The sequence below is a fragment of the Chromobacterium sp. CCUG 76385 genome (genome assembly GCF_059916625.1).
Genome location: NZ_JAUCGU010000002.1, coordinates 249435 through 276024 on the forward strand (window position 1 = coordinate 249435; position 26590 = coordinate 276024).

Annotated in this window: 25 protein-coding genes; 6 read left to right on the plus strand and 19 right to left on the minus strand. The window is 62.9% G+C overall.

What is annotated here, in order from left to right; genetic code table 11:
• Nucleotides 1-48 precede the first annotated feature (48 nt).
• From QUG01_RS03030 to QUG01_RS03045, 4 genes are all read left to right on the plus strand, one after another.
• Entirely contained in the window at nucleotides 49-1266 is a 1218-nt protein-coding gene (locus QUG01_RS03030) for a 6-phosphofructokinase (protein ID WP_500828823.1), read from the plus strand.
• 117 nt (nucleotides 1267-1383) lie between these two features.
• Nucleotides 1384-2757, plus strand: coding sequence for a cysteine--tRNA ligase (gene cysS / locus QUG01_RS03035; protein ID WP_500828824.1), 1374 nt, complete (start codon nucleotides 1384-1386; stop codon nucleotides 2755-2757).
• 108 nt (nucleotides 2758-2865) lie between these two features.
• The gene (gene rpmE, locus QUG01_RS03040; protein ID WP_043624491.1) at nucleotides 2866-3081 is read left to right on the plus strand and encodes a 50S ribosomal protein L31; all 216 of its coding nucleotides are present in this window, start codon (nucleotides 2866-2868) and stop codon (nucleotides 3079-3081) included.
• 247 nt (nucleotides 3082-3328) lie between these two features.
• On the plus strand, nucleotides 3329-4990 hold the full coding sequence (locus QUG01_RS03045; protein WP_500828825.1) for an ArnT family glycosyltransferase: 1662 nt from the start codon (nucleotides 3329-3331) through the stop codon (nucleotides 4988-4990).
• Between the two features lie 134 nt (nucleotides 4991-5124).
• On the opposite strand, the gene QUG01_RS03050 is transcribed toward QUG01_RS03045, so the two are convergent.
• From QUG01_RS03050 to QUG01_RS03075, 6 genes are all read right to left on the minus strand, one after another.
• Nucleotides 5125-5943 carry an HDOD domain-containing protein gene (locus tag QUG01_RS03050; RefSeq protein WP_500828826.1) on the minus strand — a complete coding sequence of 273 codons (819 nt, stop codon included), beginning with the start codon at nucleotides 5941-5943 and terminating at the stop codon, nucleotides 5125-5127.
• 314 nt (nucleotides 5944-6257) lie between these two features.
• On the minus strand, nucleotides 6258-8219 hold the full coding sequence (locus QUG01_RS03055; RefSeq protein WP_500828827.1) for an acetoacetate--CoA ligase: 1962 nt from the start codon (nucleotides 8217-8219) through the stop codon (nucleotides 6258-6260).
• Between the two features lie 62 nt (nucleotides 8220-8281).
• Nucleotides 8282-9175: a hydroxymethylglutaryl-CoA lyase gene (locus tag QUG01_RS03060; RefSeq protein ID WP_500828828.1), complete on the minus strand. Its 894-nt coding sequence runs from the start codon at nucleotides 9173-9175 to the stop codon at nucleotides 8282-8284.
• Between the two features lie 9 nt (nucleotides 9176-9184).
• Nucleotides 9185-9694 (minus strand): GyrI-like domain-containing protein, encoded by a 510-nt coding sequence (locus QUG01_RS03065; protein ID WP_500828829.1) that lies wholly within the window; start codon nucleotides 9692-9694, stop codon nucleotides 9185-9187.
• Nucleotides 9695-9721: 27 nt separating this feature from the next.
• Entirely contained in the window at nucleotides 9722-10204 is a 483-nt protein-coding gene (locus tag QUG01_RS03070; protein ID WP_500828830.1) for a tetratricopeptide repeat protein, read from the minus strand.
• Between the two features lie 31 nt (nucleotides 10205-10235).
• Nucleotides 10236-12191, minus strand: a complete 1956-nt coding sequence (locus QUG01_RS03075) for an acetyl/propionyl/methylcrotonyl-CoA carboxylase subunit alpha (protein WP_500828831.1) — start codon at nucleotides 12189-12191, stop codon at nucleotides 10236-10238.
• Here QUG01_RS03075 and QUG01_RS03080 point away from each other — a divergent pair.
• Nucleotides 12166-12438 (plus strand): hypothetical protein, encoded by a 273-nt coding sequence (locus QUG01_RS03080; protein ID WP_500828832.1) that lies wholly within the window; start codon nucleotides 12166-12168, stop codon nucleotides 12436-12438. The two genes, QUG01_RS03075 and QUG01_RS03080, sit on opposite strands and share 26 nt — an antisense overlap.
• On the opposite strand, the gene QUG01_RS03085 is transcribed toward QUG01_RS03080, so the two are convergent.
• The 5 genes from QUG01_RS03085 to QUG01_RS03105 form a co-directional block, all read right to left on the minus strand.
• Nucleotides 12433-13218: an enoyl-CoA hydratase/isomerase family protein gene (locus QUG01_RS03085; protein ID WP_500828833.1), complete on the minus strand. Its 786-nt coding sequence runs from the start codon at nucleotides 13216-13218 to the stop codon at nucleotides 12433-12435. The two genes, QUG01_RS03080 and QUG01_RS03085, sit on opposite strands and share 6 nt — an antisense overlap.
• 10 nt (nucleotides 13219-13228) lie before the next feature.
• Entirely contained in the window at nucleotides 13229-14827 is a 1599-nt protein-coding gene (locus QUG01_RS03090; RefSeq protein WP_500828834.1) for a carboxyl transferase domain-containing protein, read from the minus strand.
• A gap of 14 nt (nucleotides 14828-14841) precedes the next feature.
• Nucleotides 14842-15204 carry a nuclear transport factor 2 family protein gene (locus QUG01_RS03095; protein ID WP_500828835.1) on the minus strand — a complete coding sequence of 121 codons (363 nt, stop codon included), beginning with the start codon at nucleotides 15202-15204 and terminating at the stop codon, nucleotides 14842-14844.
• Nucleotides 15205-15335: 131 nt separating this feature from the next.
• Nucleotides 15336-16505: an isovaleryl-CoA dehydrogenase gene (locus tag QUG01_RS03100; RefSeq protein ID WP_500828836.1), complete on the minus strand. Its 1170-nt coding sequence runs from the start codon at nucleotides 16503-16505 to the stop codon at nucleotides 15336-15338.
• 123 nt (nucleotides 16506-16628) lie between these two features.
• Nucleotides 16629-17099 (minus strand): NUDIX hydrolase, encoded by a 471-nt coding sequence (locus QUG01_RS03105; protein ID WP_500828837.1) that lies wholly within the window; start codon nucleotides 17097-17099, stop codon nucleotides 16629-16631.
• A 104-nt stretch (nucleotides 17100-17203) separates the two neighbouring features.
• Between QUG01_RS03105 and QUG01_RS03110 the strand changes: the two genes are divergently transcribed.
• On the plus strand, nucleotides 17204-17653 hold the full coding sequence (locus QUG01_RS03110; RefSeq protein ID WP_500828838.1) for a YaiI/YqxD family protein: 450 nt from the start codon (nucleotides 17204-17206) through the stop codon (nucleotides 17651-17653).
• A gap of 16 nt (nucleotides 17654-17669) precedes the next feature.
• Here QUG01_RS03110 and QUG01_RS03115 read toward each other — a convergent pair whose 3' ends face one another.
• From QUG01_RS03115 to QUG01_RS03150, 8 genes are all read right to left on the minus strand, one after another.
• Nucleotides 17670-18128, minus strand: coding sequence for a hypothetical protein (locus QUG01_RS03115; protein WP_500828839.1), 459 nt, complete (start codon nucleotides 18126-18128; stop codon nucleotides 17670-17672).
• Between the two features lie 99 nt (nucleotides 18129-18227).
• Nucleotides 18228-19118 (minus strand): DMT family transporter, encoded by an 891-nt coding sequence (locus QUG01_RS03120; RefSeq protein ID WP_500828840.1) that lies wholly within the window; start codon nucleotides 19116-19118, stop codon nucleotides 18228-18230.
• Nucleotide 19119: 1 nt separating this feature from the next.
• Nucleotides 19120-19860: a helix-turn-helix transcriptional regulator gene (locus QUG01_RS03125; protein ID WP_103319385.1), complete on the minus strand. Its 741-nt coding sequence runs from the start codon at nucleotides 19858-19860 to the stop codon at nucleotides 19120-19122.
• 227 nt (nucleotides 19861-20087) lie between these two features.
• A complete protein-coding gene (locus tag QUG01_RS03130) occupies nucleotides 20088-21311 on the minus strand; it encodes an L-lactate MFS transporter (RefSeq protein ID WP_500828841.1) in 1224 nt (407 codons plus the stop codon).
• 106 nt (nucleotides 21312-21417) lie between these two features.
• Complete coding sequence (locus QUG01_RS03135) at nucleotides 21418-22164, minus strand: LytR/AlgR family response regulator transcription factor (protein ID WP_500828842.1); 747 nt, start codon at nucleotides 22162-22164, stop codon at nucleotides 21418-21420.
• A complete protein-coding gene (locus tag QUG01_RS03140; protein ID WP_500828843.1) occupies nucleotides 22161-23828 on the minus strand; it encodes a LytS/YhcK type 5TM receptor domain-containing protein in 1668 nt (555 codons plus the stop codon). The genes QUG01_RS03135 and QUG01_RS03140 overlap by 4 nt, the downstream gene beginning before the upstream one ends.
• Nucleotides 23829-23955: 127 nt before the next feature.
• On the minus strand, nucleotides 23956-25953 hold the full coding sequence (locus QUG01_RS03145; RefSeq protein WP_500828844.1) for a pyridoxamine 5'-phosphate oxidase family protein: 1998 nt from the start codon (nucleotides 25951-25953) through the stop codon (nucleotides 23956-23958).
• A 19-nt stretch (nucleotides 25954-25972) separates the two neighbouring features.
• Entirely contained in the window at nucleotides 25973-26485 is a 513-nt protein-coding gene (locus QUG01_RS03150) for a MarR family winged helix-turn-helix transcriptional regulator (protein WP_500828845.1), read from the minus strand.
• Nucleotides 26486-26590: the final 105 nt, after the last annotated feature.

The window sequence follows — 26590 nt, forward strand, 5'->3', positions numbered from 1 at the left end:
TGTCTGGTCTTGCGCTGCCCGGACTGTCCACTATTTCAGGTTGCGATCATGACCAAGCCAAGAGCCGTATATCTGCAATCCGGCGGACCCACCGCCGTTCTGAACGCTTCCGCCCAGGGCGCCATCGAGACCGCGCGCCGTCTGGGCCTGTCCCTGTATGCCGCCTTTGACGGACTGGCGGGCCTGCTGGAAGGGCGCCTGTGCGATACCGACGGCGTATCCGACACCGCCATCGCGCAATTGGCCTTCATGCCCGGCGGCAGCTTCGGCGTCAGCCGCCGCATGATAGGCACGTTCGAAGAAGCGCCGGAAGACTGGCTGCGCCTGCGCGATGTGCTGGCCAAGCACGACATCCACTATTTGCTGATCAATGGCGGCAACGGTTCGCTGGGCTGCGCCGAGCGGCTGGTCGATTTTGAAAAGCATACCGGCTACAAGCTGGGCGTGATCGGCGTGCCCAAAACCATAGACAACGACTTGGTCGGCACCGACAACAGCCCGGGCTACGGCTCGTCCGCCAAGTTCCTGGCCAGCGCCATGCGCGAGGTGGGCCTGGACATGACCAGCATGGGCTGGGGCCGCGTCTTCATCATGGAAACCATGGGCCGCCACACCGGCTGGCTGGCCGCCGCCTGCGCCGCGTCTTCGCGCAGCCCGCAGGAAGCGCCGCATCTGTTGTTGCTGCCGGAGGTGCCGTTCGACGAACAGCGCTTCCTGGCCGCGCTGGATGCCAGTCTGGCCAAGTATGGCCAGTGCGCCATCGCGGTGGCCGAGGGCATCACCGGCAAGGACGGCCGTTTTGTCGCCGAAGCCAAGAAGTCTGAAACCTACGGCCACGAGCAACTGGGCGGCGCCGGACACTGGCTGGCGCAACTGATCCTGCGCGAGCGCGGCATTTCCGCCCACGTGGCGCAAGTGGATTATCTGCAGCGCGCCGGCGGCCACCTGGCTTCCACTACCGACGTCCGGCAGGCCTATGTCATGGGCGAGCGCGCGGTAGAGTGGCTGCTCGCCGGCAAAACCGGCTTGATGGCCGGCATCAAGCGCCTGAACGACCATCCTTACTGTTGGGACGTGGCCGAAGTGCCGCTATCGGCAGTGGGTGACAAGGAAAAGCGGCTGCCGCCGGAATTCATCGGCGAGGATGGCTTCAGCGTCACCCAGGCCTTCCTGGATTACGTCAAGCCGCTGATGGAGGGCGAGCGCATTCCGCCGTTCAAGGATGGTCTGCCGGACTACCGCCCCATCGCCTGGCCCAAGGTATAAGGCAGTTTGATGTTGCCAACCGCCGGCTTTGCCGGCGGTTTTGCTTTGCGGCTGCAGCGCGCGCCGCGCATCTGTTACAATCATCGTCTTTTTGACCGATCACAATAGGTTTCAGACATGCTCAGCTTGTACAACACACTGACCCGCCAGAAGGAAGCGTTCAAACCCATCGAACCCGGCAAAGTGCGCATGTACGTCTGCGGCATGACCGTCTACGACCTCTGTCACATCGGCCACGCGCGCATGCTGGCCGCCTTCGATGTGATCTACCGCTGGCTGAAAGCCTCCGGCTACGACGTCACCTATGTGCGCAACATCACCGACATCGAAGACAAGATCATCAAGCGCGCGTTGGAGCGCGGCATCACGCCGGAGCAGCTGGTGGAAGAAACCATCGCCGACATGCACCAGGATGCCGCCGCGCTGGGCCTGCTGCCGCCCACTTTCGAACCGCGCGCCACGCATCACGTCGGCGGCATGATCGCGCTGATCGAACAGCTGATCGCCAAGGGCAAGGCCTATCCGGCCGCCAATGGCGACGTTTACTACGCGGTGCGTGAGTTTGAAGGCTACGGCAAGCTGTCCGGCCGCACGTTGGACAAGCTGCGCGCCGGCGAGCGCGTGGAAGTGGACCCGAACAAGCGCGATCCGCTGGACTTCGTGCTGTGGAAGGCTGCCAAGCCGGGCGAGCCGTCGTGGGACAGCCCGTGGGGCAAGGGCCGCCCGGGCTGGCACATCGAGTGCTCGGTGATGAGCTGCCACCATTTGGGCGAGCATTTCGACATCCACGGCGGCGGCGAAGACCTGCAGTTCCCGCACCATGAAAACGAAATCGCCCAGTCCGAGGGCGCACACGGCCATCAGTACGTCAATTACTGGCTGCACAACGGCTTCATCAATGTAGACGGCGAGAAAATGTCCAAGAGCCTGGGCAATTTCTTCACCATCCGCGATGTGCTGCAGCACTTCGACGGCGAAGTGATCCGCTTCTTCATCGTGCGCAGCCACTACCGCAGCCCGGTCAACTACACCGACAGCATTCTGAACGACGCCAAGCAGGGCCTGACCCGTCTGTATACCGCGCTGCGCGGCATCGACTTGCCGGCGTCGCAGGGCATTGATTGGAACAATGCCTACGCCGCCCGCTTCAAGGCGGCGATGGACGATGACTTCAATTCTTCCGAAGCCGTGGCCGTGCTGTTTGACTTGGCAGGCGAAGTCAACAAGAGCCGCGATCCGCAACAGGCAAGGCTGCTGAAGGATCTGGCAGGGGTGCTCGGCCTGCTCACGCGCGATCCGGACGCCTTCCTGAAGGGCGGCGTCAGCGAGGGCGAACTGTCGGCCGAGCAGGTGGAAGCGCTGATCCAGGCCCGCAAGGACGCGCGCGCGGCCAAGAACTGGGCCGAGTCCGACCGCATCCGCGACGAACTGACCGCCAAGGGCATCGTGCTGGAAGACAGCGCCGCCGGCACCACCTGGCGCCGCGCCTGACCGTTATTTGCCCCGCTTGGCTTGTCAAGGGCGGGCAAACGGCGGATAATGCCGCGTTTAGCAAGCAGTACAGGCAAAACCCCTGTACCCGATTAGAAAGGTAGAGAGATGAAAACCGATATTCACCCGAACTACAAAGAACTGTCCGTTACCTGCTCCTGCGGCAACCAGTTCGTAACCAAGTCCACCATGTCCAAGGACGCCTTCTCCATCGAAGTGTGCTCCAGCTGCCACCCGTTCTACACCGGCAAGCAAAAGATCGTGGACACCGCTGGTCGTGTGGACAAGTTCAACCAGAAGTTCGGCAGCTTCTTCAAGCGCTAAGCGCTACGCCGTATCTGGAAAAAAAGGCAGCCCCGGCTGCCTTTTTTGCTGCGCGGAGGAAAATGGTGCGATGGCTCCATGCGTGATGTGAACGATTGTCTCCGCCATGGCTCTTTATCCATGCCAGGCTGCATGCGGTGCGGATGTGCCGATAGGCAGTGGCATGGGCACGGCTAGAAGCGATAAGCTTGCTTCAACTGCGCGAAGTCGACGGCCCTTGGCCGCACAAAACCGATTTGAATTAAACATGCTCACTTATTCCGCTCAGGCCAGCCAACTGGCCAAGCCGACCGAAAAACCCTGGGTGCTGCTCCTGCTGTGCTTCATCTGGCTGTGGCCGGGTATTCTGGGGCACGACCCGTGGAAGCCGGACGAGCCGTATGTGCTGGCGGTTGTCCAAGGCATGCTGCACAGCGGCAACTGGCTGTTGCCGACGCTGCAGGGCGCGCCGTATCTGGAGAATCCGCCGCTGTACTATTGGCTGGCTGCCGGCTGCGTCAAGCTGTTTTCGCCATGGCTGCTGCCGGCGCATGACGCCGCCCGCCTGTCCACGCCGCTGTTGATGGCGCTGGCCTTGTTGCTGGCGGGCATGGCCGGCCGCGACCTGATAGGCCGCCGCCATGGACGCAGCGTGGTGATGATCCTGATCGGCTGCCTGGGTTTGGTCGAATCCGGCCACCAACTGACGCCGGTCATTGTCAGTTTTACCGGTTTTGCCGCCGCCTTCTACGCCTTGTCGCTGACGCTGCGCTCGCCAGGCCTGGCCGGCGCGCTGCTCGGCGCTGCCAGTGTCGCCACCTTCCTGGGCGGCAGTCTCACCGACCTGATGCTGATCTGGCTGACCGCGCTGATGTTGCCGGCGTTCAGCGCCTGGCGCTGCAAGAACTATGCGCTGACGCTACTGCTGGCGCTGATGGTGGCGCTGCCCGCCATCCTGGTATGGCCGATGTTGCTGTTGCGCGAGTACCCAGCCGTCTTCGCCGATTGGTGGGCCAATTACTGCTTGGGCCAGACCAGCGGCTTCAAGCACATCAGGATGTTCCACGATTTCGGCTACTACACCGTCAACGTGTTGTGGTTCGCCTTCCCGGCTTGGCCGCTGGCCTTGTGGACCCTGTACCGCCAGCGTCAGCCGCTCGCGCCCAAGCTGCAGCTGCCGCTGCTGTTCGCCTTGATGATCGCGCTGTTGCTGACGCTGTCCGACCGCGCCAGCATTACCGACGCCATGCCGTTGCTATTGCCGCTGTCCATCCTGGCGGCAGTGGAGCTGGATACGCTGCGCCGCGGCGCGGCGGCCTTCCTGAATTGGTTCGCGCTGATGACCTTCGGGCTGTTCGGTCTTTTGGTATGGCTGGGCTGGGCGGCGATGAACTACGGCTGGCCGGCCGGCTTGGCCGGACGCGCCCAGTATTTCAGTCCGTTCTACCAGCCGCATGTGTCATGGTGGCATGCGGTGGGCGCGCTGGTGGCCACGCTGGTCTGGCTGTGGGCGCTGACCCGCCCCCATTTGCGCGGCCGCCAGGCCATCACCAACTGGGCCGCAGGCCTGACCCTGCTGTGGGGTCTGGGCATGACTTTGTGGCTGCCCTGGTTTGACGCCGCCAAGAGTTACCGCCCGGTGGTGCAGAGCATGTTGCGCAAGCTGCCGGCTGGCGGGGTGTCGTGCGTTGCCACGGAGAGCCATAATAGCTTGGCCCTGATCAGCTGGCGCTACTACGCCGGTATGGATTTGCTGCCATTCCCGGCAGGCGAAACGCCGCCGTGCGATTACTGGTTGGTCGTTCGCGACAGGCAACAAGGCATGGCCGAGCCGGGGTGGCAGGTGCTATGGACCGGCCACCGTCCGCGTGAGGACAATATGACTTTTGCCTTGCTGCAGCGTTTGCCGCCGACGCAACCATCCAATTAATGGCCATGGGTTGGAGCCAAGCCGTCTCTGCATGCAGAGGCGGCTTTTTGTCTTTGGGAGAGCGGCGCAGGCATGGAGGCGGCGCGCATGCCGTCCGCGTGCCCCCTTATCCCGTGGCGAGCACGGACGTCGGGTCATGGCTCTGGCAGATGGGCAAGAAGATGGGCTTGCTGAGTTTCGGAAAGTGGCAGGACCGAGATCAGTTTCTCTTTGGCGACGCCTGGGAGGTATTGGGCGATGTTGCCGATGTCGGAAGGCAGGGCGGGATTGTCCGGGTTTTGCATCAGATGCCGCGCGCAGTCGATGGCGATTTGCGCGATATGCGTGCGCGGCTTGTCTACTCCCCGGATAAGCTGGCTGATCATTTGCGGTAGTTGCCAGACATCCGCCAGCTGCAGGGTCAGCTGCCGGAACGTGAATCCCGCGGTGTTCAACTGGGCAAGGCCTGTTCTGCCGGCGCGTCCGGCTTCGAACTCCGCGATAGCCTCTATCGGCAATTCCGGCGCGAAATGCCAGAGCAGCAATTCGCCTGTTTCGGAAAGGAGCGTGGCCAGGGAAATTTCTTCGGGCGAGGTGTCTGAGCGGAAATTCGACCACGCCCGGGCAATGCCGGACGCCATGACGGCGGTTGAAACCGCGTTTCTCCAGCCAGGGTGATCCACTTCCACCACCGGGCTATGGGCGATCAGAGTATACAATTCATCGCTGCCCAGCTGGAGGATGGTCGCCAGCGGGGTAGTGGTTTCTTTGCCTAGCCGCCTGGAACGATGCCGTTCAGCCTCTATCAGTAATTTGAGAGCCAGATACGGATCGTCTTGCACCCTTTCGGCGAGTTCTTTGGGCGCGAATTCCGGCGCGTCCTGGCCTTGGGATTTCAGCGACTGGAAAAAATCACGGGTCGCGGAGAGCACAGGTATATCCCTGTCTTTCAGATAAGCCGCCCAATGTTCCATACCCCAGCTGCGCTGGTGCCGACTCAACATGTTTATCCGCTCCGAAAACCGCCGCTTTCCGCTTTCTTGTACTGTTGGTGAATATTATGGGTATTTCAGCGCCTGTTGCGACTCGGAAATCACCTTGCCCTTCTTTTCATGATAATTCAGTTCGCCGCATTTATGGGTGGAAACCTCCGTATATTGTGTCGGAGCGGCCATCGCCATGCCGTTTTCAGGTTTTGGAATTTGGCGTTTTGGAGTCGATATATCCGTTGCCCGCGTAAAAAAAACGAGGACAAAAGCCCTCGTTTGCTCAGGCCGATTTGAAAGGCTTACTCGTCCAGCTCCTTCAGATTCTCGAACAGCTTCAAGGCCTCCGGATTGGCCAATGCGCTGACGTTGCTGACCGGGCGGCCGTGGATGATGTTCTTGACCGCCAGTTCCACGATCTTGCCGCTGACGGTCTTGGGGATGTCGGCCACGGCGATGATGCGGGCGGGGACGTGGCGGGGACTGGCGCCGCTTTTGATTTGCGTCTTGACGCGGCTGATCAGGTCTTCGTCCAAGGCCACGCCTTCCCGCAGTTTGACAAACAACACCACGCGTTCATCGTCCTGCCATAACTGGCCCACTGCCAGGCTTTCCAGGATTTCCGGAAAGGCTTCCACCTGGCGGTAGATCTCGGCGGTGCCGATGCGCACGCCGCCGGGATTCAGCACCGCGTCGGAGCGGCCGTAGATGATCACGCCGCCATGGGCGGTGATTTCGGCGTAGTCGCCATGGCACCAGATGCCGGGGAAGCGGCCGAAGTAGGCTTGGTGGTATTTTTCGCCGCTCGGGTCACTCCAGAAGCCTATCGGCATGGACGGGAAGGGCTTGGTGCAGACCAGTTCGCCTTTTTCCTGCCAGATCGGCCGGCCCAGCTCATCGAAGATGTCCACCGCCATGCCGAGGCCGCGGCATTGCAGCTCGCCGCGGTAAACCGGCAGCGTGGGGGCGCCCAGGGCGAAGCAGGAGACGATATCGGTGCCGCCGGAAATGGAAGCCAGGTTCAGGTCCGGCTTGACGTTGGCGTAGACCCAGTCGTAGCTTTCCGCCACCAGCGGCGAGCCGGTGGAGAACAGCGAGCGCAGCCGCGGCAGCTGCCAGTCGCGCGCCGGCACGATGCTGGTCTTGCGCAGGCTGTCTATGTATTTGGCCGAGGTGCCGAAATGGGTGAAGCCATGCTCGGCGGCATAGTCCCACTGCACGCGGCCTTCGTCGGCAAACGGCGAGCCGTCGTACAGCATCAGCGCCGCGCCGGATGCCAGGCCGCTCATCAGCCAGTTCCACATCATCCAGCCGCAGGTGGTGAAGTAGAAGAAGTGGTCGCCGGCGTGGATATCGGCATGCAGCTGGTGTTCTTTCATGTGCTGCAGCAGGGTGCCGCCCGCGCCGTGCACGATGCATTTGGGTTTGCCGGTGGTGCCGCTGGAGTACAGGATGAACAGCGGGTGGTTGAACGGCAGCCGTTCGTATTCAACCGGGCGGGCGTCGTAAGCAGCCAGGAAATGCGCCAGCGTTTTCGCCTTGGGCACCGCGGCGGCGAAGTTTTCGCCATCGCCGATATACGGCACCACCACCACGCGGCCGACGCTGGGGAGCTGTTCGGCCAGCTGGATCATTTTGCCGCGGATGTCCACCGCCTTGCCGTTGTACCAGTAGCCGTCCGGGCAGAACAGCAGCTTGGGTTCGGTTTGGCCGAAGCGGTCCAGCGCGCCGTCCAGACCGAAGTCCGGCGAGCCGCTGGTCCACACCGCGCCCAGGCTGCTGGCTGCCAGCATGGCCGCCAGGGTTTCCGGCATATTCGGCATGAAGCCGGCCACGCGGTCGCCTGGCTGGATGCCGCCCGCGCGCATGGCTTGCTGCAGACGCGAGACCAGTTGGTTCAGCTCGCGCCAGGTGAGTTTGGTTTCGATCTTGTCCTCGCCGCGGAACACCACGGCCAGCGTGTCGTCGTTGCGGCGCAGCAGGTTTTCCGCGTAATTGAGCCGCGCCTCCGGAAAAAAGCGGGCGGCGCGGATGTCCTCGCCTTGGACCAGCGCCACGCCGCCCTTGTCGCCGACCACGCCGCAGTAATCCCAGACCAGCGACCAGAAACGGCCGGGATCGTCCACGCTGGCGCGCCACAGGCTGTGGTAGTCGGGCAGTGGGCGGCCCCAGGCGGTTTCGGCCAGGCGGGTGAAGGCGGTGAGGTGGCAGCCCGCCAGCCGTTCGGCCGACGGGGTCCAGATCGGGGTATTGCTTGCTTGCATGGTTTCTCCTGTGGCGCGGCCCGTCATTATTGATTTTGAGGTGGGCGGGCATGCCGGTTTGTTCAGCTCTGGCGGCCGAGCGCGTGCGCCAGCTTGGAGGCGGGGGCTTTGCCCAGCGCGTCGGCAATATACCAGGCAGCGTTCACCAGTTTAGTCAGATCGATGCCAGTGTGGTAGCCCTCGCCGTGCAGCAGGTACGCCACGTCTTCCGTCGCCACGTTGCCGGAAGCGCCTTTGGCGTAGGGGCAGCCGCCCAGGCCGGCGACGGAGGCGTCGAATACCCGCAGGCCTGAGTCCAGCGCGGCGCGGATATTGGCGATGGCCATGCCATAGGTGTCGTGGAAATGGCCGGCCAGCTGTTTGGCCTGCAAGGCGTCGAGCACCGCGTCCAGCATCTCGCGCACCGAGGCCGGCGTGCCCACCCCTATGGTATCGCCCAGCGAAATCTCATAGCAGCCCAGATCGGACAGGGCCTTGGCCACGTCCGCCACTTTTTGCGGGGCGATCTTGCCTTCATACGGGCAGCCCACCACGCAGGAAACATAACCGCGGACCTTGATGCCGGCGTCCAGCGCGCGCCGCGTCACGCTTTCAAAGCGCTGCAGGCTTTCTGCGATGCTGGCGTTGATGTTTTTCTGGCTGAAGCTCTCGCTGGCGGCGCCGAACACGGCGATCTCGCGCGCGCCGGCTTCCAGTGCCGCGTCCAGCCCCTTGTCGTTGGGCACCAGCACCGGGTAGGCGATGGGGCCGTCCAAGTCCAGTCCGGCCAGCACTTCGGCGCTGCCGGCCATTTGCGGCACCCACTTGGGCGACACGAAGGCGCCGGCCTCTATGCTGAGCAGGCCGCTGTCGGCCAGGCGGCGGATCAGTTTCAGCTTGACGGCGGTGTCCAGCGGCCGCTTTTCGTTCTGCAGCCCGTCGCGCGGGCCGACTTCGACTATCTTGACGCTTTGCATGACTTTCCTTCAGCGCTGGCGCGGCTGTACCGGGATGTAGATGTCCATCTGCAGCTGTGTCCGCTCCGGCTCGCAGCGCTCGTCGTAGCGTTCGAAAGTCTCGCCGGCGGCGTGTTCCCATTTGGCGGAAGCGGGCAGCCAGTCCTGATAGATGTGCCGCCAGGTCTGAACGATGGCTTGGCCGAAGTCGGCAGGGCTGGCCGGCGGCGTGGTGAACACGGCGTACTTGGCCGGCGCGATGCGGCGGCGTTCGCAGCCCGGCGGCAGGGCGCGCTCGTCCGGGCACGGCATGGCTATCAGGTAGCGGAAGCGCTCTGTCGCCGGGTCGAAATCGCAGACCACGCCGTATTGCGGGGCGTAGGCGAGTTGCAGCGCATCCAGCAATGGCTGGCGCAGCCGGGTGAAATACTCGTCCCAGAACACGGGTATTTGCCGCAGATTATCGTCGCCGGCCTTGCCGGTGGCGATGCTGTAGCCGGCTAGCGCCAGGCCGGGGTGGTCGATGATGATGGGATCCATCCTTGCGTCCTCCGGAGTGGGGCGGGCTTACCAGGTTTTGTCCAGATCCTGGGCGTAGAAGCGGATGGCCTGCTGGTAGCGGCGAATGTTCTCGTCGGCGCTGGTCTGCGCCAGCAAGGTCAGCAGTTTTTCGGCGGCTTCCTTGTGGCGGCCGCAGTTGTAAAGCGTCATCGCCAGGAAGGTTTTCAGCGCCTGGTCCTCAGGAAAATGATGCAGGCCTTCGCGCAGCGCCATCTCGGCCTCGCGATATTGGCCCAGCGCGCGGTAGCTGCTGCCCAGTCCCAGCCAGGCGCTGGCGGCGTCGTGGCCGCTGAGGCCCAGCTCCAACGCCTGCAGATAATGCGGGATGGCGGCGGCTTCTTCGCCGCGTCCATCGTGCAGGCTGGCGGCCAGATAATGCAGATCGGCATGCTGCGGTTGCTGGCGCAGCAGCTCCTGAGCCTGTTGCAGCGCTTGCTCCGGCTGGCCGTTGTGCTGCAGTTTGCGGATGTTTTCCAAGGCGATGTGCATAGCGCGTCCTTTTGCTGGTTTTATGACTTGGTCATTCTGCGGCAAAGTCGACCAGTTCGTCACCATCGTTGACTTGTTCCCCTGCGGCGAAATAAAAGTCCTGAACGATGCCGTCGCCGGGGGCGGTGATGGTGTGTTCCATCTTCATCGCTTCCAGGATCAACAGCGGCGAACCCTTGGCCACCTTCTTGCCGATCTCGGCCAACAGCGCCACCACCCGGCCCGGCATCGGCGCCTTAAGGTGGGTTTCGCCGTGCACGCCGGTCTCGGTGTAGGCATAGGGATCGACCCGTTCCACGGTCAGACGTTCGCCGCCGTCGAACAGAGCCCGCTGCGCGCCGTGGCGCACTACGGTGGCCTTGATGCTGACGCCGTCCAGCACCGCTTCCAGCTGCGAGTTCCTCAGGCTGGCGCGGGCGGGGAGCGATGCGCCGCCGGCATGGACAATGAAGCCGTCGCCATGGTGCTGCAATGACGCCTCGTAGTTTTGATCATTCAATAGGAAAGCGAGGCGGCGGGTCAGCGCGCCGTTCAATCTCCAGCCGGCGGGGGCTGGGTAGCAGGCTTGATCCTCCAAGGCTTCGGCCAGCGCCAGCAAGGCCAGCTGCCTGGCGGTCGGCGCGGCGGGCGGCGGCAGCAGCGCGTCGTGGTGGCGCGCGATCAGGCCGGTGTCGACCTGGCCGCCGGCGAAGCTGGGATGGTTCACGATGCGGCGCAGGAAGGACACATTGCTGGACAGGCCGACGATCTGGTACTGCGCCAGCGCGGCGTCCATCTGCCTGAGCGCGGCCTCGCGGGTCTCGCCCCAGACGATCAGCTTGGCGATCATCGGGTCATAGAACGGCGAGATGGCGTCGCCCTGCTCGACGCCGGTGTCGATGCGCACATTGGCGGATTCGGCCGGCGTCGCCAGATGCACCAGCGTGCCGGTGGACGGCAGGAAGCCCTTGTCAGGGTCTTCGGCGTAGATGCGCGCCTCGATGGCGTGGCCGCGCATCGCCAGCTGTTCCTGCTTGAGCGGCAGTTCGCCGCCGGCGGCCACGGCCAGCTGCCAAGCTACCAGGTCCTGGCCGCTGATCATTTCCGTCACCGGGTGCTCGACTTGCAGCCGGGTGTTCATTTCCATGAAGTAGAACTTGCCCGTATCCACGTCCATGATGAACTCGACGGTGCCGGCGCCGACATAGCCGACCGCGCGCGCGGCGGCCACCGCCGCCTGGCCCATCGCTTCGCGGGTGGCCTGCGGCAGGTGGGGAGCCGGGGCTTCTTCCAATACTTTCTGGTGGCGACGCTGCACCGAGCAGTCGCGTTCGAACAGGTAGACGCAGCCGCCATGCTTGTCGGCAAATACCTGGATTTCCACGTGGCGGGGGCGGGTCAGGTATTTCTCGACCAATACCTTGTCGTCGCCGAAGCTGGCGCGCGCTTCGCGCTGGCAGGAGGCGAGGGCGGCGGCGAAGTCTTCGCTCTTCTCGACAATGCGCATGCCTTTGCCCCCGCCGCCGGCGCTGGCTTTGATCAAAACCGGGTAGCCGATGGCGTCGGCCTGCTTTTGCAGCAGCGCCGGGTCCTGCTCGTCGCCGTGGTAGCCGGGCACCAGCGGTACGCCGGCTTTCTCCATCAGCGCCTTGGCGGCGGACTTGCTGCCCATCGCCGCGATGGCCGAGGCCGGCGGGCCGATGAAGGCGATGCCGGCGGCTTCGCAGGCGGCGGCAAAATCTTCGTTCTCCGACAGGAAGCCGTAGCCGGGATGCACTGCCTGGGCGCCGCTCTGCTGGGCGATGGCCAGGATCAGGTCGGCGCGCAGATAGGATTCGGCGGCCGGGGCCGGGCCCAGGCGGTAGGCCTCGTCGGCCAGCTTGACGAAGCGGGCGCCGGCGTCGGCGTCGGAGTAGACGGCGACGGTGGCGATGCCCAGGGCGCGGGCGGTCTTGATGACGCGGCAGGCGATTTCGCCGCGGTTGGCGATCAATATCTTATTGAACATGGCGGTCTCCCGCGGCGAAACCGCCTCGGCGCGCGCGCGCCGTCAGGGGATTTTGCTGCGCAGCTGCGCAGCCTTGCGGCTGCTGGTCGCCGCGGTTGGCGATCAGGATTTTATTGAACATGATTTTCAACCTGGGTTTTGCCACGAAAACCACGAAACGACACGGGCGATCTGCAGCTGCCTGTGGAACCGGTCGGTGTGCCATTTTTTGTGTTCTTTCGTGGATTTCGTGGCTAAAAGTTCATAGCCAGTTAGGTGGGCGTTTTTCGAAGAACGACGCCAGCCCCTCGCGCGCTTCATCGCCGGCGCGAATGGCGGCGATGCGGCCGGCGGTGCGCTCCAGCAGCTGGTCGTCCCACGGCGAGCCTTCGCGCAGTTCGGCCAGCAGCAGCTTGGCCTCGCGCAGCGCGCCGGGCGCGCCTTTGGCCAGTTCCTCGGCGATCTCGGCTACGCGCGCGTCCAGCAGCTCGTCGCTGACCAATTCGTGGATCAGGCCCAGCTTCAGCGCGGTGCCGGCGGTGATGCGCTCGGCGGACAGGAAATAGCGTCGGGCCTGGCGCCAGCCTATCGCGTCGGCGACGTAGGGGCCGATGGTGGCCGGGATCAGGCCCAGCCGCACCTCGGTCAGCGCGAACTTGGCGGCGTCGGTGGCGATGGCGATGTCGCAGACGGCCGCGAGGCCGGTGCCGCCGGCCATCGCCGCGCCGTGGATGCGGGCGATCACCGGCTTGGCGCTGCGGTAGACGGCCTTCAGCATGGCGGCCAGCTTTTGCGCGTCGGCCAGGTTTTCCGCCTCGCCGTAGCCGGCGGCGCGGCGCATCCAGTCCAGGTCCGCGCCGGCGCAGAAGCTCTTGCCGCGGCCGGCCAGCACGATCACGCGCACGTCCTGCTTGCGATTCAGCTGGCGCATCGCCTCGGTCAGCTCGGCGATCAGCACCTCGTTCAGCGCGTTGTGCAGCTCCGGCCGATTCAGCCAGACGGTGGCCACCTTGCCGGTTTGCTCGATTTGCAGCGTGGTGTAGCTCATCATCCGCTCCTCACATCCGGAACACGCCGAAGCGCGTGGCTTCGACCGGGGCCGACAGCGCGGCGTCCAGCGCCAGCGCCAGTACGTCGCGGGTCTGGGCCGGGTCGATCACGCCGTCGTCCCACAAGCGGGCGCTGGCGTAGTAGGGGTGGCCCTGCTCTTCGTATTGCTGGCGCACCGGCGCTTTCAGCGCTTCTTCCTGCTCTGGCGTGAAGGCGTCGCCCAGTTGTTCCTTTTTCACCTGGGCCAGCACGCCGGCGGCCTGCTCGCCGCCCATCACCGAGATGCGGCTGTTCGGCCACATCCACAGGAAGCGGGGCGAGTAGGCGCGGCCGCACATGCCGTAGTTGCCGGCGCCGAAGCTGCCGCCTATCAGCACGGTGAACTTGGGCACCTTGGCGCAGGCCACCGCCGTCACCAGCTTGGCCCCGTCCTTGGCGATGCCGCCGTTCTCGTACTTCTTGCCCACCATGAAGCCGGTGATGTTTTGCAGGAAGATCAGCGGGATGCCGCGCTGACAGCACAGTTCCACGAAGTGCGCGCCCTTCAGCGCCGATTCGGAGAACAGGATGCCGTTGTTGGCCAGGATGCCGACGCGGTAGCCATTCAAACGGGCGAAGCCCGTCACCAAAGTCGTGCCGTAGTTCTGCTTGAACTCGTCGAAGTCCGAATCGTCCACCAGCCGGGCGATGATCTCGCGCACGTCGAATGGCTTTTTCGGATCGGCCGGAATCACGCCGTAGATTTCTTCTGCGGCGTAGCGCGGCGGCTTGGGCTCGGCGCGGTCCAGCTCTCCCTGTTTTTTCCAGTTGAGGTCCGACACGATGCGGCGAGCGATGGCCAGCGCGTGGGCGTCATTCTGGGCCAGGTGGTCGGCCACGCCGGAGATCTTGGCGTGCACATCGCCGCCGCCCAGTTCCTCGGCGCTGACCACCTCGCCGGTGGCCGCGCGCACCAGCGGCGGGCCGCCCAGAAAAATGGTGCCTTGTTCCTTGACGATGACGGTTTCGTCGCTCATCGCCGGGACGTAGGCGCCGCCGGCGGTGCAGCTGCCCATCACCACCGCGATCTGCGGAATGCCGGCGGCGGACAGATTGGCCTGGTTGTAGAAGATGCGGCCGAAGTGCTCCTTGTCCGGGAACACCTCGTCCTGCAGCGGCAGGAAGGCGCCGCCGGAGTCCACCAGGTAGACGCAGGGCAAGCGGTTGTCGCGGGCGATTTCCTGCGCGCGCAAATGCTTTTTCACCGTCATCGGGTAATAAGTGCCGCCCTTGACCGTGGCGTCGTTGGCGATGATCAGGCAGTCGACGCCGCTGATGCGACCGATGCCGGCTATCATGCCCGCGCCGGGCGCGTCGCCGCCGTACATGCCGTAGGCGGCCAGCTGGGATAGCTCCAGGAAAGGCGCGCCGGGGTCCAGCAGCAGGTCGATGCGCTCGCGCGGCAGCAGCTTGCCGCGCGCGGTGTGCTTGGCGCGGGCCTTTTCGCCGCCGCCCAAGGCCGCCTGGGCGACTTTCTGTTTCAGATCGTCCACCAACGCGCGCATCTTGTCGGCATTGGCGACAAAGTCCGCGGCGCGCGGCGACAGCTTGGATTCGAGAATGGGCATGTTCCTTTACCTTGTCATTCAGCGTCGACGAACCACACAGCCGCGATCAGGCCATCGGCGTTGACGTCGTAGATGGCGACGGCGCGAAAGCGGGTTTCGCCGTCCAGCGTCACGTCCTCGTGGTCGATGACGCGGCTGCCTTGCACGATGCGGTGCAGCAGCGCGGCGTGCAGCTTGGGCAGATGGAAGCGCTTGCTGGTGTAATGGTCGGCCAGCGCGGCGCGGCCGGATAGGCTCTGCGCCATCGATGGCAGGCGGTAGACCTTGACGTCCTCGGCGTAGCAGGCGGCGAAGGCGTCCAGGTCTCGGGCGTTGTAGGCGTCAAGCTGGGCCTGGACGATGCGTTCGGCGGCGTTGCCGGAAGAAAGCACGGGCATTTTTAAACCTCTGTTTTGCCACGAACCCCACGAAAAACACGAAAAACGACGCTCTCGATAGATGGGAAACGCACGATGCTCGTTTTTCTTTCGTGTTCTTTGGTGGGTTTCGTGGCTGTCTTTTAAAGGCCTTATCGGGTCTCGGACATCAACTCGCGGCCGATCAGCCAGCGGCGGATTTCGCTGGTGCCGGCGCCGATCTCGTACAGCTTGGCGTCGCGCAGGAGGCGGCCGGTGGCGTACTCGTTGATGTAGCCGTTGCCGCCCAGGCACTGGATGGCGTCCAGCGCCAGCTGGGTGGCGTTTTCGGCCGCGTAGAGGATGGCGCCGGCGGCGTCCTTGCGGGTCTGGCGGCCGGTTTCGCCGCGGTCCAGCGCCTGGCCCACGGCGTAGACGTAGGCGCGGCTGGCGGACAGCTTGACGTACATGTCGGCCAGCTTGCCCTGCATCAGCTGGAAATCACCGATGGGCTGGCCGAACTGGCTGCGGTCGTTCAGGTAGGGCACCACGATGTCCAGGCTGGCCTGCATGATGCCCAGGGGACCCGCCGCCAGCACCGAGCGCTCGTAATCCAGGCCGCTCATCAGCACTTTCACGCCGTTGCCTTCGCCGCCCAGCACGTTCTCGTCCGGCACGAAACAGTTGTCGAAGAAGATGGGGTAGGTGTTGGAGCCGCGCATGCCCAGCTTGTCCAGCTTGCTGCCGTGGCTGAAGCCGGCGAAGCGCTTTTCAATGATGAAGGCGGTGATGCCGCGTGCGCCGGCGTTGACGTCGGTCTTGGCGTAGACCACCAGGGTGTCGGCGTCGCCGCCGTTGGTGATCCACATCTTGCTGCCGTTGAGCAGGTAGCCGCCGTCGGTCTTGTCGGCCTTCAGCTTCATGCTGACCACGTCGGAGCCGGCGTTCGGCTCGGACATCGCCAGCGCGCCGACGTGTTCGCCGGAGACCAGCTTGGGCAGGTATTTCGCGCGCTGCGCGTCGTTGCCGTTCTTGTAGATCTGGTTGACGCACAGATTGGAGTGCGCGCCGTAAGACAGGCCCACCGAGGCGCTGGCGCGGCTGATTTCTTCCATCGCGATCATGTGGGCGAGGTAGCCCATGTCCACGCCGCCGTACTGCTCGCTGACGGTGATGCCGAGCAAGCCCAGCTCGCCGAACTTGCGCCACAGATCGGCCGGGAACAGGTTGTCCTGGTCGATGGCTGCGGCGCGCGGGGCGATTTCGCGTTCGGCGAAGTCGCGCACCGATTCGCGCAGGAGGTCGTAAGTCTCGCCGAAGGCGAAGCGCAGGCTGCTGTACATGGGGTTTCTCCTCGTTCTGATCGTGGGGCGCGGTTGGCGTCGCCTGATGAGCGCATCATCTCTTACGTTTACGTAAGCGTCAATATGTCGACATGATGGCCGCCGTAAAGGGAGGCCGGGCGATTAGCCGCGGTTGACTACGTGGCGCAGGCTGCGCTTATCGTTCAGCAGCAGGTCTTTCACTTCCACAGGCAGCACGCGTAAGTCAGCTAACTGCTCGCGGTCGAACCAGAAAAATTCCAGCGGCGCGCCGGCATCGTGGACGACGAAGGGAGACGCGCGCAGCGGCAGTGTCGAGTTTGCCGCGAGGAGGGTCTCGAAATACAGGCCGATTTCATGATTGGGCTTGCCGCGGTAGTTGAAGAAGTTCTCGGCCAACAGCAGCAGCGGGCCGCATGCCACCTGTTCGTCCAGCTCTTCGCGCATTTCCCGCTCCACTGTGGCGGCGGCATGCTCGCCTGGCTCCACGCGTCCGCCGGGCAGTGTCCAGAACTCGTCGCGGATCAGGCGGTGCAGCAGCACCTTGCCTTCATGCTCGATGATGGCGGCGGCGCGCAGATTGAAACGGGTGCCAGCAATGTCGACGCTGATCACTTGATATCTCCTTGGCATTTTTGGCGGGCGCGCAGCATAGCGCTTTCTCCCGTCATGGACAAGGGCGGGTATCATGGCGGCCTATGGATAGAGAAAGAAACGCGATGACGATCTGGGTAGACGCCGACGCCTGTCCCAAGGTGATACGGGAAGTGCTGTGCCGCGCGGCGCAACGCACCGGCGTGGAGCTGGTGTTCGTCGCCAACCAGCTGCTGACGGTGCCGAAGGCGCCGAATATCCGCGCGCTGCAGGTGCCCAAGGGCTTCGACGTGGCCGACAACGAGATCGCCCGCCGCATCCAGCCGACCGACTTGCTGATTACCGGCGACATCCCGCTGGCGTCCGAGGCGTTGGCCAAGGGCGCGCAGGCGTTGAACTGGCGCGGCGACGCCTTCTCCAAGGAGACCATCGCCGCCCAGCTGACGATGCGGGACTTCATGGACAATCTGCGCGCCAGCGGCATCCAGACCGAAGGCCCGCCGCCCTTGAGCCAGGCGGATCGGCAGGCTTTTGCCCGGCAGCTGGATATCTGGCTGGCCAAACGCGCAATTTAAGAAAAACCTGCTTTTCTCACATGATCAAAAGCGGCGCTTGAAGACATGGCTCAGTTGGCTGGAGCAGGCCATTGTGATCGTCCGGCCATCCCGGCGGGTAGGCTGGATAGGTGAGCCAAAAGCATAGCGAGTCGCAATCGGGAGCGGGGCTCCAAAGATAGATGCCGCTTTCTCTGAAATAGCAGAGCGGGCTTTCTGCTATGCGGCCGATAATTTCCAGTTGCTGATAAAAATATGGCGCCGACAGTATTTCCAGTGGCGAAATCTGTTCTTCATACGCGTAATGGCGGATGCGGCCTTCAATCGAGTCGAACGCGGCGAATTGCAGCTCGGGATCGTGCGATGGCGTGCTTTGCGCCAGTGCTAGCAGCCGTTGCCATTCCGAAGGCGCAAGTTGATTGCTGATGTGCTGTGAGACGCCTTGGATGAAGTCTTCAAAGAAACATTGCAGCTTGGGAAGGTGCATGCTGGTCATGTCTGCCTCGATGCGGTGATGAAAGAGGGCGATACGACCATTATAGTTTTCTCCCCAATGCCAGCTAGGGGAGAAAACCGCCTTATTTATTTTAAATGGTCATGATACAATCAGCGATTTTTTGGCAGGCCTCCACTCGGCAAGCTGAGGCGCGCTGGCATTGATGATCACGCCTGTGACGACAATGCACGAGAAGAAGACTTTTTGCATGGTTATGATCTCTCCTAGTACAAGATGAGAGAATAACAGGGCAAAAGCTGGAACCAGCAGGTAGCTGGGTGCGCTCAGTATCAATTGATTATTGCTTAGCAATAGGGTCCACAATCCATATCCCACCAATGTGGTAATGTACCCTTGGAAGGCGATGGCTAGCCAGGCTTGCTTGTCGATCTGTTCAATGGTGTGGATGATGGTCATGCCATTGCTCAAGTTGATCAGCAATAAAAACAGGGCAGATACCAGACTGCCCCATGCGACAAAGCTGATCGGGCGTTCGGTGCGGGAAAGCCTCACCGCAAGATTGGCGAAAGTCCAGCTAAAGGCGGAACCTAAAACCAAGGCGATGCCTGCGGTATTGATGCCTCCCTCTTTGATTCTGGAAATAGAGTAAATTCCCGCGGATGCGATCAGGCACCCAATGATATTGAACTTATTCCATTTTTCCTTGAGAACCATTATCCCGCCAATCGCGGTGAAGAGAGAGCCGGCTTGCATGATGACCGATGAAATGCCGGTATCGATGCCAGTTTTCAATCCCTTGAAAAACAGAAAAAGACCCAGAGAAAAAGCCAGGCCATACAGCAAGACGTAAGGAGAGTCGGCGCGCTTGACGCGCAAGAACAAGCAGGCGGGCAGCGCTGCGAACATGACGCGCAGCATTGCTGTCTCAGCGGGATCAATTTTGATTCCGCTGATTTTTGCCGCAACGTAATTAAAGCCGAAGATGCTGGTGGACAGCAGGATGATCAGAATCGTTTTACTGTTTTTCATATCACTCCACCAGCAGGTTGTATGTCATGTGATCTTTGAATATGGCGCGTGATATGACTGACTGGTACCCCATTTTCCTGGCGGTATCAATCAGGTTTTGTTGGTTCAGCGCGCCAAATTTATCTTTTAAAGACTCTATTCTATTTTCAACCGTGCGCGTGGATAGGTCGTAGATGGAGGCGATGCGCTTGACCGGCACGCCACGGAGCAGCAGCGTCAGGACCGATAATTCATTTTCGTTAAGCGGGATTTTGAGTTCCTTGGACTCCAGCAGCTGCGCATAGGAAGCCGCAACTAATTTTTCCACTTTGAAAGCCGGTTCGATGCCCCACAGAATGTCGCTCCAGAACGTGGTATCGCAAGTCAAATCCTCGCCGGTGAATAGAATAAGCGGATCTTTGCCGTTTAGCAGGGCGGGGTATTTGCGGAACTTGTAGGCGCGCGGATCGCCGTTGCGATGAGGGTGAATGCTTCCCATGATGATCTTTTTTTTCTGGAGCAGCACCATTTGATCTTGTTCATACATGAGCTGGGACAGAACGGAAATGCCATTGGGCATGTCCCCAGACTTCTTGCCAATGATTTGTTCCCGCGGCAAACCATGGAAGTCTGCATAGCTGGCGTTAACGTACAGGAAATTGTGCTGGAGGTCTTTGGCGCCAGCCATTTGTCCAACGCTTTCCAGTTGATCGATGAAGATCTCCAGTTCCGCAAAACTCTTGAATGAATAGATGGGGTGCATGTTTGTCTCGATTGATATGATTAAGATAAGTACAAATAAATATAATATACATTATACATATCCTAATCGTATGCGAGGCTTATGGGAAGACAGTAAACAAAGCGGATGGAAATGCGGGACAGTTTCCCTTGCTGGTCAAGGTTCCAAGACCAGGTCTTGCATGGATGGGTCGTCATCAATGCAAAAAGCCCCCGATGTCGGGGGCTTTGTCGTTGCGGGCGGGTGGATCAGGCCTTGCCCAGATGCGGCTCGGCGTGGAAGTTTTCTTCTGCGGCCTTCGCTGCGCCTGGCTGGCGGATGATCAGCGAAAACAGCAGGGACACGATCAGCAGCGCCAGGATCAGGTGGAAGGTGGCGAGGAAGCCGCCGAACAAGGAAGCCACGATGGAGCCGACGATGCTGCCGATGCCGAAGCCCAGGTAGATCACGCCGTAGTTCTTGGTCAGATTGTTCAGGCCGAAGAAATCGCTGACCAGCGACGGGTACACGGTGATGGTGCCGCCGAAGCTGAAGGCGATGCAGGCGATGGCGGCGAAGAACAGCGTGGCGTTCAGCGGCGCGAGCAGCAAGGTCAGCATGCCGGCCAGGGCGGCGATCTGGGCAAGGGTGATGACGCGGATGCGCGGCATCTTGTCGGACAGCACGCCCAGCACCAGGCGGCCGGACAGATTGGCCACGGCGATCACGGCGACGGCATTGGCGGCGGTCAGCGCCGGCAGGTGGACAAAGCTCTCGCCGATGTCCTTGGCCACGCCGATCACATACAGGCCGCTCATGCACACGGTCAGGAACATCATGGCCAGCATCCAGTATTGCGGCTGGCGCATGGATTCGGCCAGCGTGAAGTCGCGGCTGCCGTTCGATTGCGCAGCGGCTTCTTGCTTGGGCGCGTCCGTCATCAGCAGCGAGCCGGCCAGCACCATGGCCATGGCGATCAGCCCCCACAGCTGGAAAGTGGCTTCCAGGCTGAAGTGCGACAGCAGCGCCAGATTGATGAACTTGAAGCCCAGGCTGCCCAGGCCGTAAGCGCCGATGGCGCAAGCCGAGATCAGGCCCTTGCGTTCCGGGAACCATTTCACGCAGTTGGACAGCGACATCAAATAGCCGGCGCCGTCGGCAAAGCCCACCAGCAGGCCGGCGCACAGATAGAGCATCACCAGATTGCTGGCTTGGGAGGTCAGATAGAAGCCCAGCCCCAGCAGCAAGCCGGCGCCGATGGCGACCTTGCGCACGCCGAAGCGTTCTTGCAGCTTGCCGGCCAGGGAAGAGGCGACAGCCAGGGCCAGGCTCAGCAGGCCGAAGGCGAACGCTACTTGGCTGACCGGTTCGGAGAGCTTGTGCGACAGCTGGGCGTTGAACAGGCTCCAGGTGTAGACGGAACCGAGGGCGAACTGGGTGAGAACGGTGCCGGCCAGGGTACGGTAGCGGATGGAATTGAGAGAGGCATTCATGGCGCTGCTCGCTTAAAGTCATTACTGTTGGCATGACTATAAGCCTGCGCTTATGGATGTGGCGCAGTCGGGGAATGAAATGCAGGCGCGGCGGAATGAACTGCAATCAGAGGTGCATCAGCTGCCGGAAGGCCTTGATATTGCTGCGGCTGACCGGGATTTCCGCCTTCAGGTCATATAGCTTGATGATGTAGGTGCTGTTCAGCCACGGCGCGATTTCACGGATTTTGTGGATGTTGACGCAGAAGGAGCGGTGGCAGCGGAAGAAGCTGTCGGCCGGCAGCCGCGATACGAATTCACTGATGCTCATCGCCATCACATAGCGGTCGTGCGCGGTATAGACCAGAGTCACTTTTTCGTCCGCCTCGACGTAATAGATGTCGTCGCAGGGCGTGACGATGATGCTGTCGCCTTTGGCCAGGTTCACCGTGCGGCTGACCGGCGCGGATTCGGGGAGGGGCGCGGCTGTGTGCGGCGCCGCGGCCGGCGGCGCCTGTTCCAGCGCTTCCAGCTTGGCCAGCAGGCTGATGATGCGCGTCTCGTTATACGGCTTGAGGATGTAGTCGAAGGCTTCCACTTCAAACGCTTCCACCGCGAACTCCTTGTAGGCGGTGACGAAGACGATGCGCGGCGGCTTGGACGTTTTGTGCAGGTTCTTGGCTAAGAGCAGGCCGTCGATGGATGGGATGTTGATGTCCAGAAACACCACGTCCACGGCCTGTTCCTGCAGGAACTTGAACGCTTCCAACCCGTCCTCGACGCTGGCGGCGATCTCGATGGCGCTGTGCTCCTGTATCAAATAGGCCAGTTCCTGACGCGCCAGGTATTCGTCTTCCACAATCAGCGCCTTCATGCGACTTCCTCCAGCGGCAGCTCAAAACTCACTTCGGTGCCCGGTTCCAGCCGGGTAAGCCGCAGGCCCTCGCCATACAGCAGCTTGATGCGCTCGTTGACGTTGGACAGGCCTATGCTGCGGCTTTCCACTTTGCCTCTGGCGATGCCGTCTATCACTTCCTGGCTGATGCCGTAGCCGGTATCGCGCACCGAGACATGGATGCGTTCGTCCCACTTTTTCACCGCGATGCGCACCTCGCCCGGCTCCTTGCGCGGCTGGATGCCGTGCAGGATGGCGTTTTCCACCAAGGGTTGCAGCAGCAGGCTGGGCACGCGCGCATGGACCTCGTCGACATCGAATACGACGGATAGCTTGCTGCCGAAGCGCGCCTGTTCGATCGCCACGTAGTCTTGCACCTGCTTCAGCTCCTCCTGGATGTCGATCAGCGTATCGCCCAGCGACAGGTTGTAGCGCAGGTAGTCGGCCAGTTTGGCGATCAGCTGCCGCGCTTCGGTCGGCTGGATGCGGATCAGCGACGAGATGGCGTTCAGCGCGTTGAACAGGAAATGCGGGTTGATCTTGCTTTGCAGCGCGGTGAATTCCGCCTTGCGCGCCATCTCCTGCAACTGCTTGATGCGCGAGGCTTCCATCTGGGTGGAGATCAACTGCGACAGGCCCACCGCCAGTTCGCGCAGCGAGCCGGTGATGCCGCCGCTCTGGCGGAAGAAAATCTTCAGCGTGCCGGTGACGCGGCCGTTTTCGCGCAGCGGAATGATGATGACGGAGTGGAAGTCCGCCACCCGGTATTGGCGCAGATCATTCTCGATGATGATCTGATCCGTGCGCACCGCGCGGCGGGTGATTTCGCCGATGGCCGAGTGATCGGCCGGCTCGTAATAGTCCTTGCCCAGCCCCACATAAGCCAGCACGTCGCGGGTGTCGGTGATGGCCACCGCGTCGGCGCCGATGTGGTTGCGGATCACCGTGCACACCTCCACCAGCGCATCGCGATCCACGTTCTGGAAGTAGGGCAGGGTGCGGTTGGCGATGGTCAGCGCCAGCTTGGCCTGGCGCGCGGCCAGCAGTTCCTTCTCGTCGTCCAGGTCCTGCACCAGCCGGATGATCAGGCCGATGCAGACGGTGCCGGTGATCATCGGATAGGCTATGTGGCTGACGATGGCATGGCCGACGGCCGGCTCGGTGAACCATAGAATCAAGGCCATGGTCAGGCTTTCGCAGGCGACGCCGGCGGCCACGCCGTACAGCCACAGCCGCTTGCGGCCGGCGCGGAAATGAATGAAGGTGGACAGCAGGCCGGCGCAGATGCTGGAGATCAGGCAGGGCAGCGAGGTATAGCCGTGGATGTCTATCAGATAGCGGTGCAGGCCGGAGACGATGCCGGCCGGGATGCCCACCCACGGGCCGAACAGAATGCCGCCGGCCAGGATGGCGATGGTGCGGACATTGACCAGCGAGCCGTCCACCGGAATGCCGGTATAGGTGCTGAACACGGCGAACAGGCAGAACAGCAGCGAGACGCCGGCCAGTTCCGCCGGGCTGTGCTTCTGCTGGCGCAGCAGGTCCTGGAACGGCCGGATGCGGGTGAGGAAGAACAGCGCCATCAGCATCAGCGCGGCGCGTTCAAAAACCGCCAGTAGCAGCATATTGGGATTGTCTATCATTCGGGGCCTGGCCACGCGCGGCGGCGGGATGGGAGCCAAAACAGTTGACGGTATTTTAAGGCATGGTTGGCTCTGGGTCAGACATTTGCGCGATAAAAGACCGCTGACATGCCGAGACGTCCTGTCGCTACAGGCGGATTTCCAGCTTGTCCGTTCCTTCTGCCGGATAGGCGCAGCACAGCAGGATTTCGCCCGGCGCGGTTTGATAGTCCGGCGGCTGCAGATAGGTGGCCTGGCCCGCCAGCAGGACGGCGCGGCAACTGCCGCAGCTGCCGCCGCGGCAGCTGAAGTCCGGGTTCAGGCCGCAGGCTTCCGCCAGCTCCAGCAGGCTGCCCTGGCCGGGTTGCCACGCGGCGTCCAGCTCGGCATCGCTGAAGCGGACCGCGACGGCGTGGTCGGCCATCGGCGGCAGGATTGGCTCGGCATGGCCTATGCGTTGCAGCCCGGCCGGGCCGAAGGCCTCGGCGTGGATGCGGCTGTCTGCCACGCCTGCGTCAATCAGCTGATCGTACAGGGCCTGCATGAAGCCGGCTGGGCCGCACAGGTAGAAGTCTCCGGCCAGATCCGCGCCAAACTGGCGCAATAGCCTGATGTCGATGCGGCCGGCGTGCTGGTAGTCCTGGCCCAGGCGGCGGTTTGTTTCCGGCTGGCTTGCCGCCTTGACGATGCGCAGCCTGCCGGGCGCGCGGGCTTGCAAGGCCTCCAGCTCGGCATCGAAGGCGCGTTCGGCCACGGTCTTGGTGGCGTAGACCAGCAGCGTGGGCGGCATCGCGGCGGCTTGTTCCGTCAACTGGTGCAGCATGGCCAGCAGCGGAGTGATGCCGATGCCGCCGGCCAACAGCGTAATGGGCCTTTCCAGGCTGGATACGGTGAAGTCGCCGCGCGGCGGCAGCGCCTCCACGATGTCGCCCGGCGCCAGCTGGTGCAGCCGGGCGGACGCCTTGCCCTGGCGCTTGACGCTGATGCGATAGCCGCCGGTCTGCGAAAGCGTGTAATTGCGCAAGCGCACGCCGTCCACGCCCATCACCTTGAGGCTCAGGTGCTGGCCAGGCAGGAAGGGCGGCGGGGGCGAGCCGTCCGCCGGTTCCAGATAGATCGACCGCACGGCATCGCTCTCATCCTCCACATGGCTGACGCGCAGCGGCAGCCATTGCCGGGCGGGGGCGGGCTGCGGCCAGGCGCCGGTGGCTAAGGCGAACGGCGAATATTCGCGCAGCGTCCAGCGCAGCGCCAGGGCGTTGCGGCGGCGCACCACCCGTTCGATCCGAAACGACCACAGCCGCTCGGCGCCGTGGAAAGCGGACGCGGCGTCCCCATCCCGCACCTCGGCGCGGCCGGCCAGCTGCAGCGTGTCGCCGCTGGAGAAGTCGATGAACAAGAGGCCGGCGCGCGGATGGCGCAGCAGATTGCCCAGGGTGTTGAAGTAGCCGTTGCCCGGGAAATCCGGAATGGTCAGCATGTCGCCGTCGACGCTGACGAAGCCGGGCTTGCCGCCGCGATGCGATACATCGACCTGCCAGCCGGGTTGGCCATCGTCGCCGGGGCAGGCGCTGGCGACGAAGAAGGTGTCGGCGGAGGCGATGGCGGCGCGGGCGTCCTCGTCCAGCTCATCCATCCATTCCACCGTGCCCACGATGCGCGGCCCCGGTTCGCGGGCAAATTCAAATTCGCGCAGCTGGATGTACTTGGGGCAGTTGCCGAATGACTGGCGCACCGTCAGCGCGCAACCGGCCTCGCCCAGCGCAATCAGTTGGCCGTTCATGCGGTTGCGGCGGCGCGTGTGCAGTTCGATGCCGAGCAGGCCCACCGCCGCGCCGGGACGCAGGCAATCGCGCAGCGGGTCGGCCGGGCTGGGCAGGGCGGCGAGACGCAATTCGCGCGGATCGGGCGAATCGACAAAACCGGGCGCGCCTTCCACCACGCCCGCCCACGGCCTGCCGGCATCATCCAGCGCCGCCAGCACCACGAAAGGGAGCTGGCGGAAGAAGGCGCGATGCTGATCCGGCATGTGGTCGCGGACATTGCGCGGCCCGACCACGGCCATTTGCTCCAGGCTGCCGGCGCGGCGCTGCATTTCCAGTTCGCCGGAATGCCAGGGCTGCGGGTGGGGACGATGCTCGCTCATGGGACGCTCCGTGGGGCGGTCAGTTGTTTTCCGGTTCCAGCGCGGCCAGCAATTCGGCCAGGCGTTTCTGCAGCGCATCCACGCTGCGCGCCGGCAGCGCGGACAGAATGGCGTGCTCGTTGGCGACATGCGCCTCCACCGCGCGCTCGATCAGCGCGAAGCCCGCCTCGCTGAGCCTGACCAGCGTGCTGCGCGCGTCTTGGCTGCAGGCTTCGCGCACGATCCAGCCCTTGCCTTCCAGGACTTTCAGCCGATGCGTCATGGTGCCGGAGGTGACCATCATCGTCGAGAACAATTCGGTGGGCGCCAGCCGATACGGCGTGCCGGCGCGGCGCAGCGTGGCCAGCATGTCGAACTCCCAGGCGCTGAGGTCATATTGCCGGAATACCACATCCAGCCTGTGTTCCAGCAGCGCCGCGCAGCGGCCCAGCCTGCCGATCAGCCCCATGGGACTGACGTCCAGATCCGGCCGCTCTGTGGCCCATTGTTGCAGAATGCGGTCCACCGCGTCGCCGGTTTCGGATTTTGTCATATGAAATCTGTCTTGAGTTCAAGATTAATTTGCCTTGAATTCGAGATAAATGTTATCTTGAATTCAAGCTAAATACGCTTCGAGTATAAACGCAAACGAAAGGAT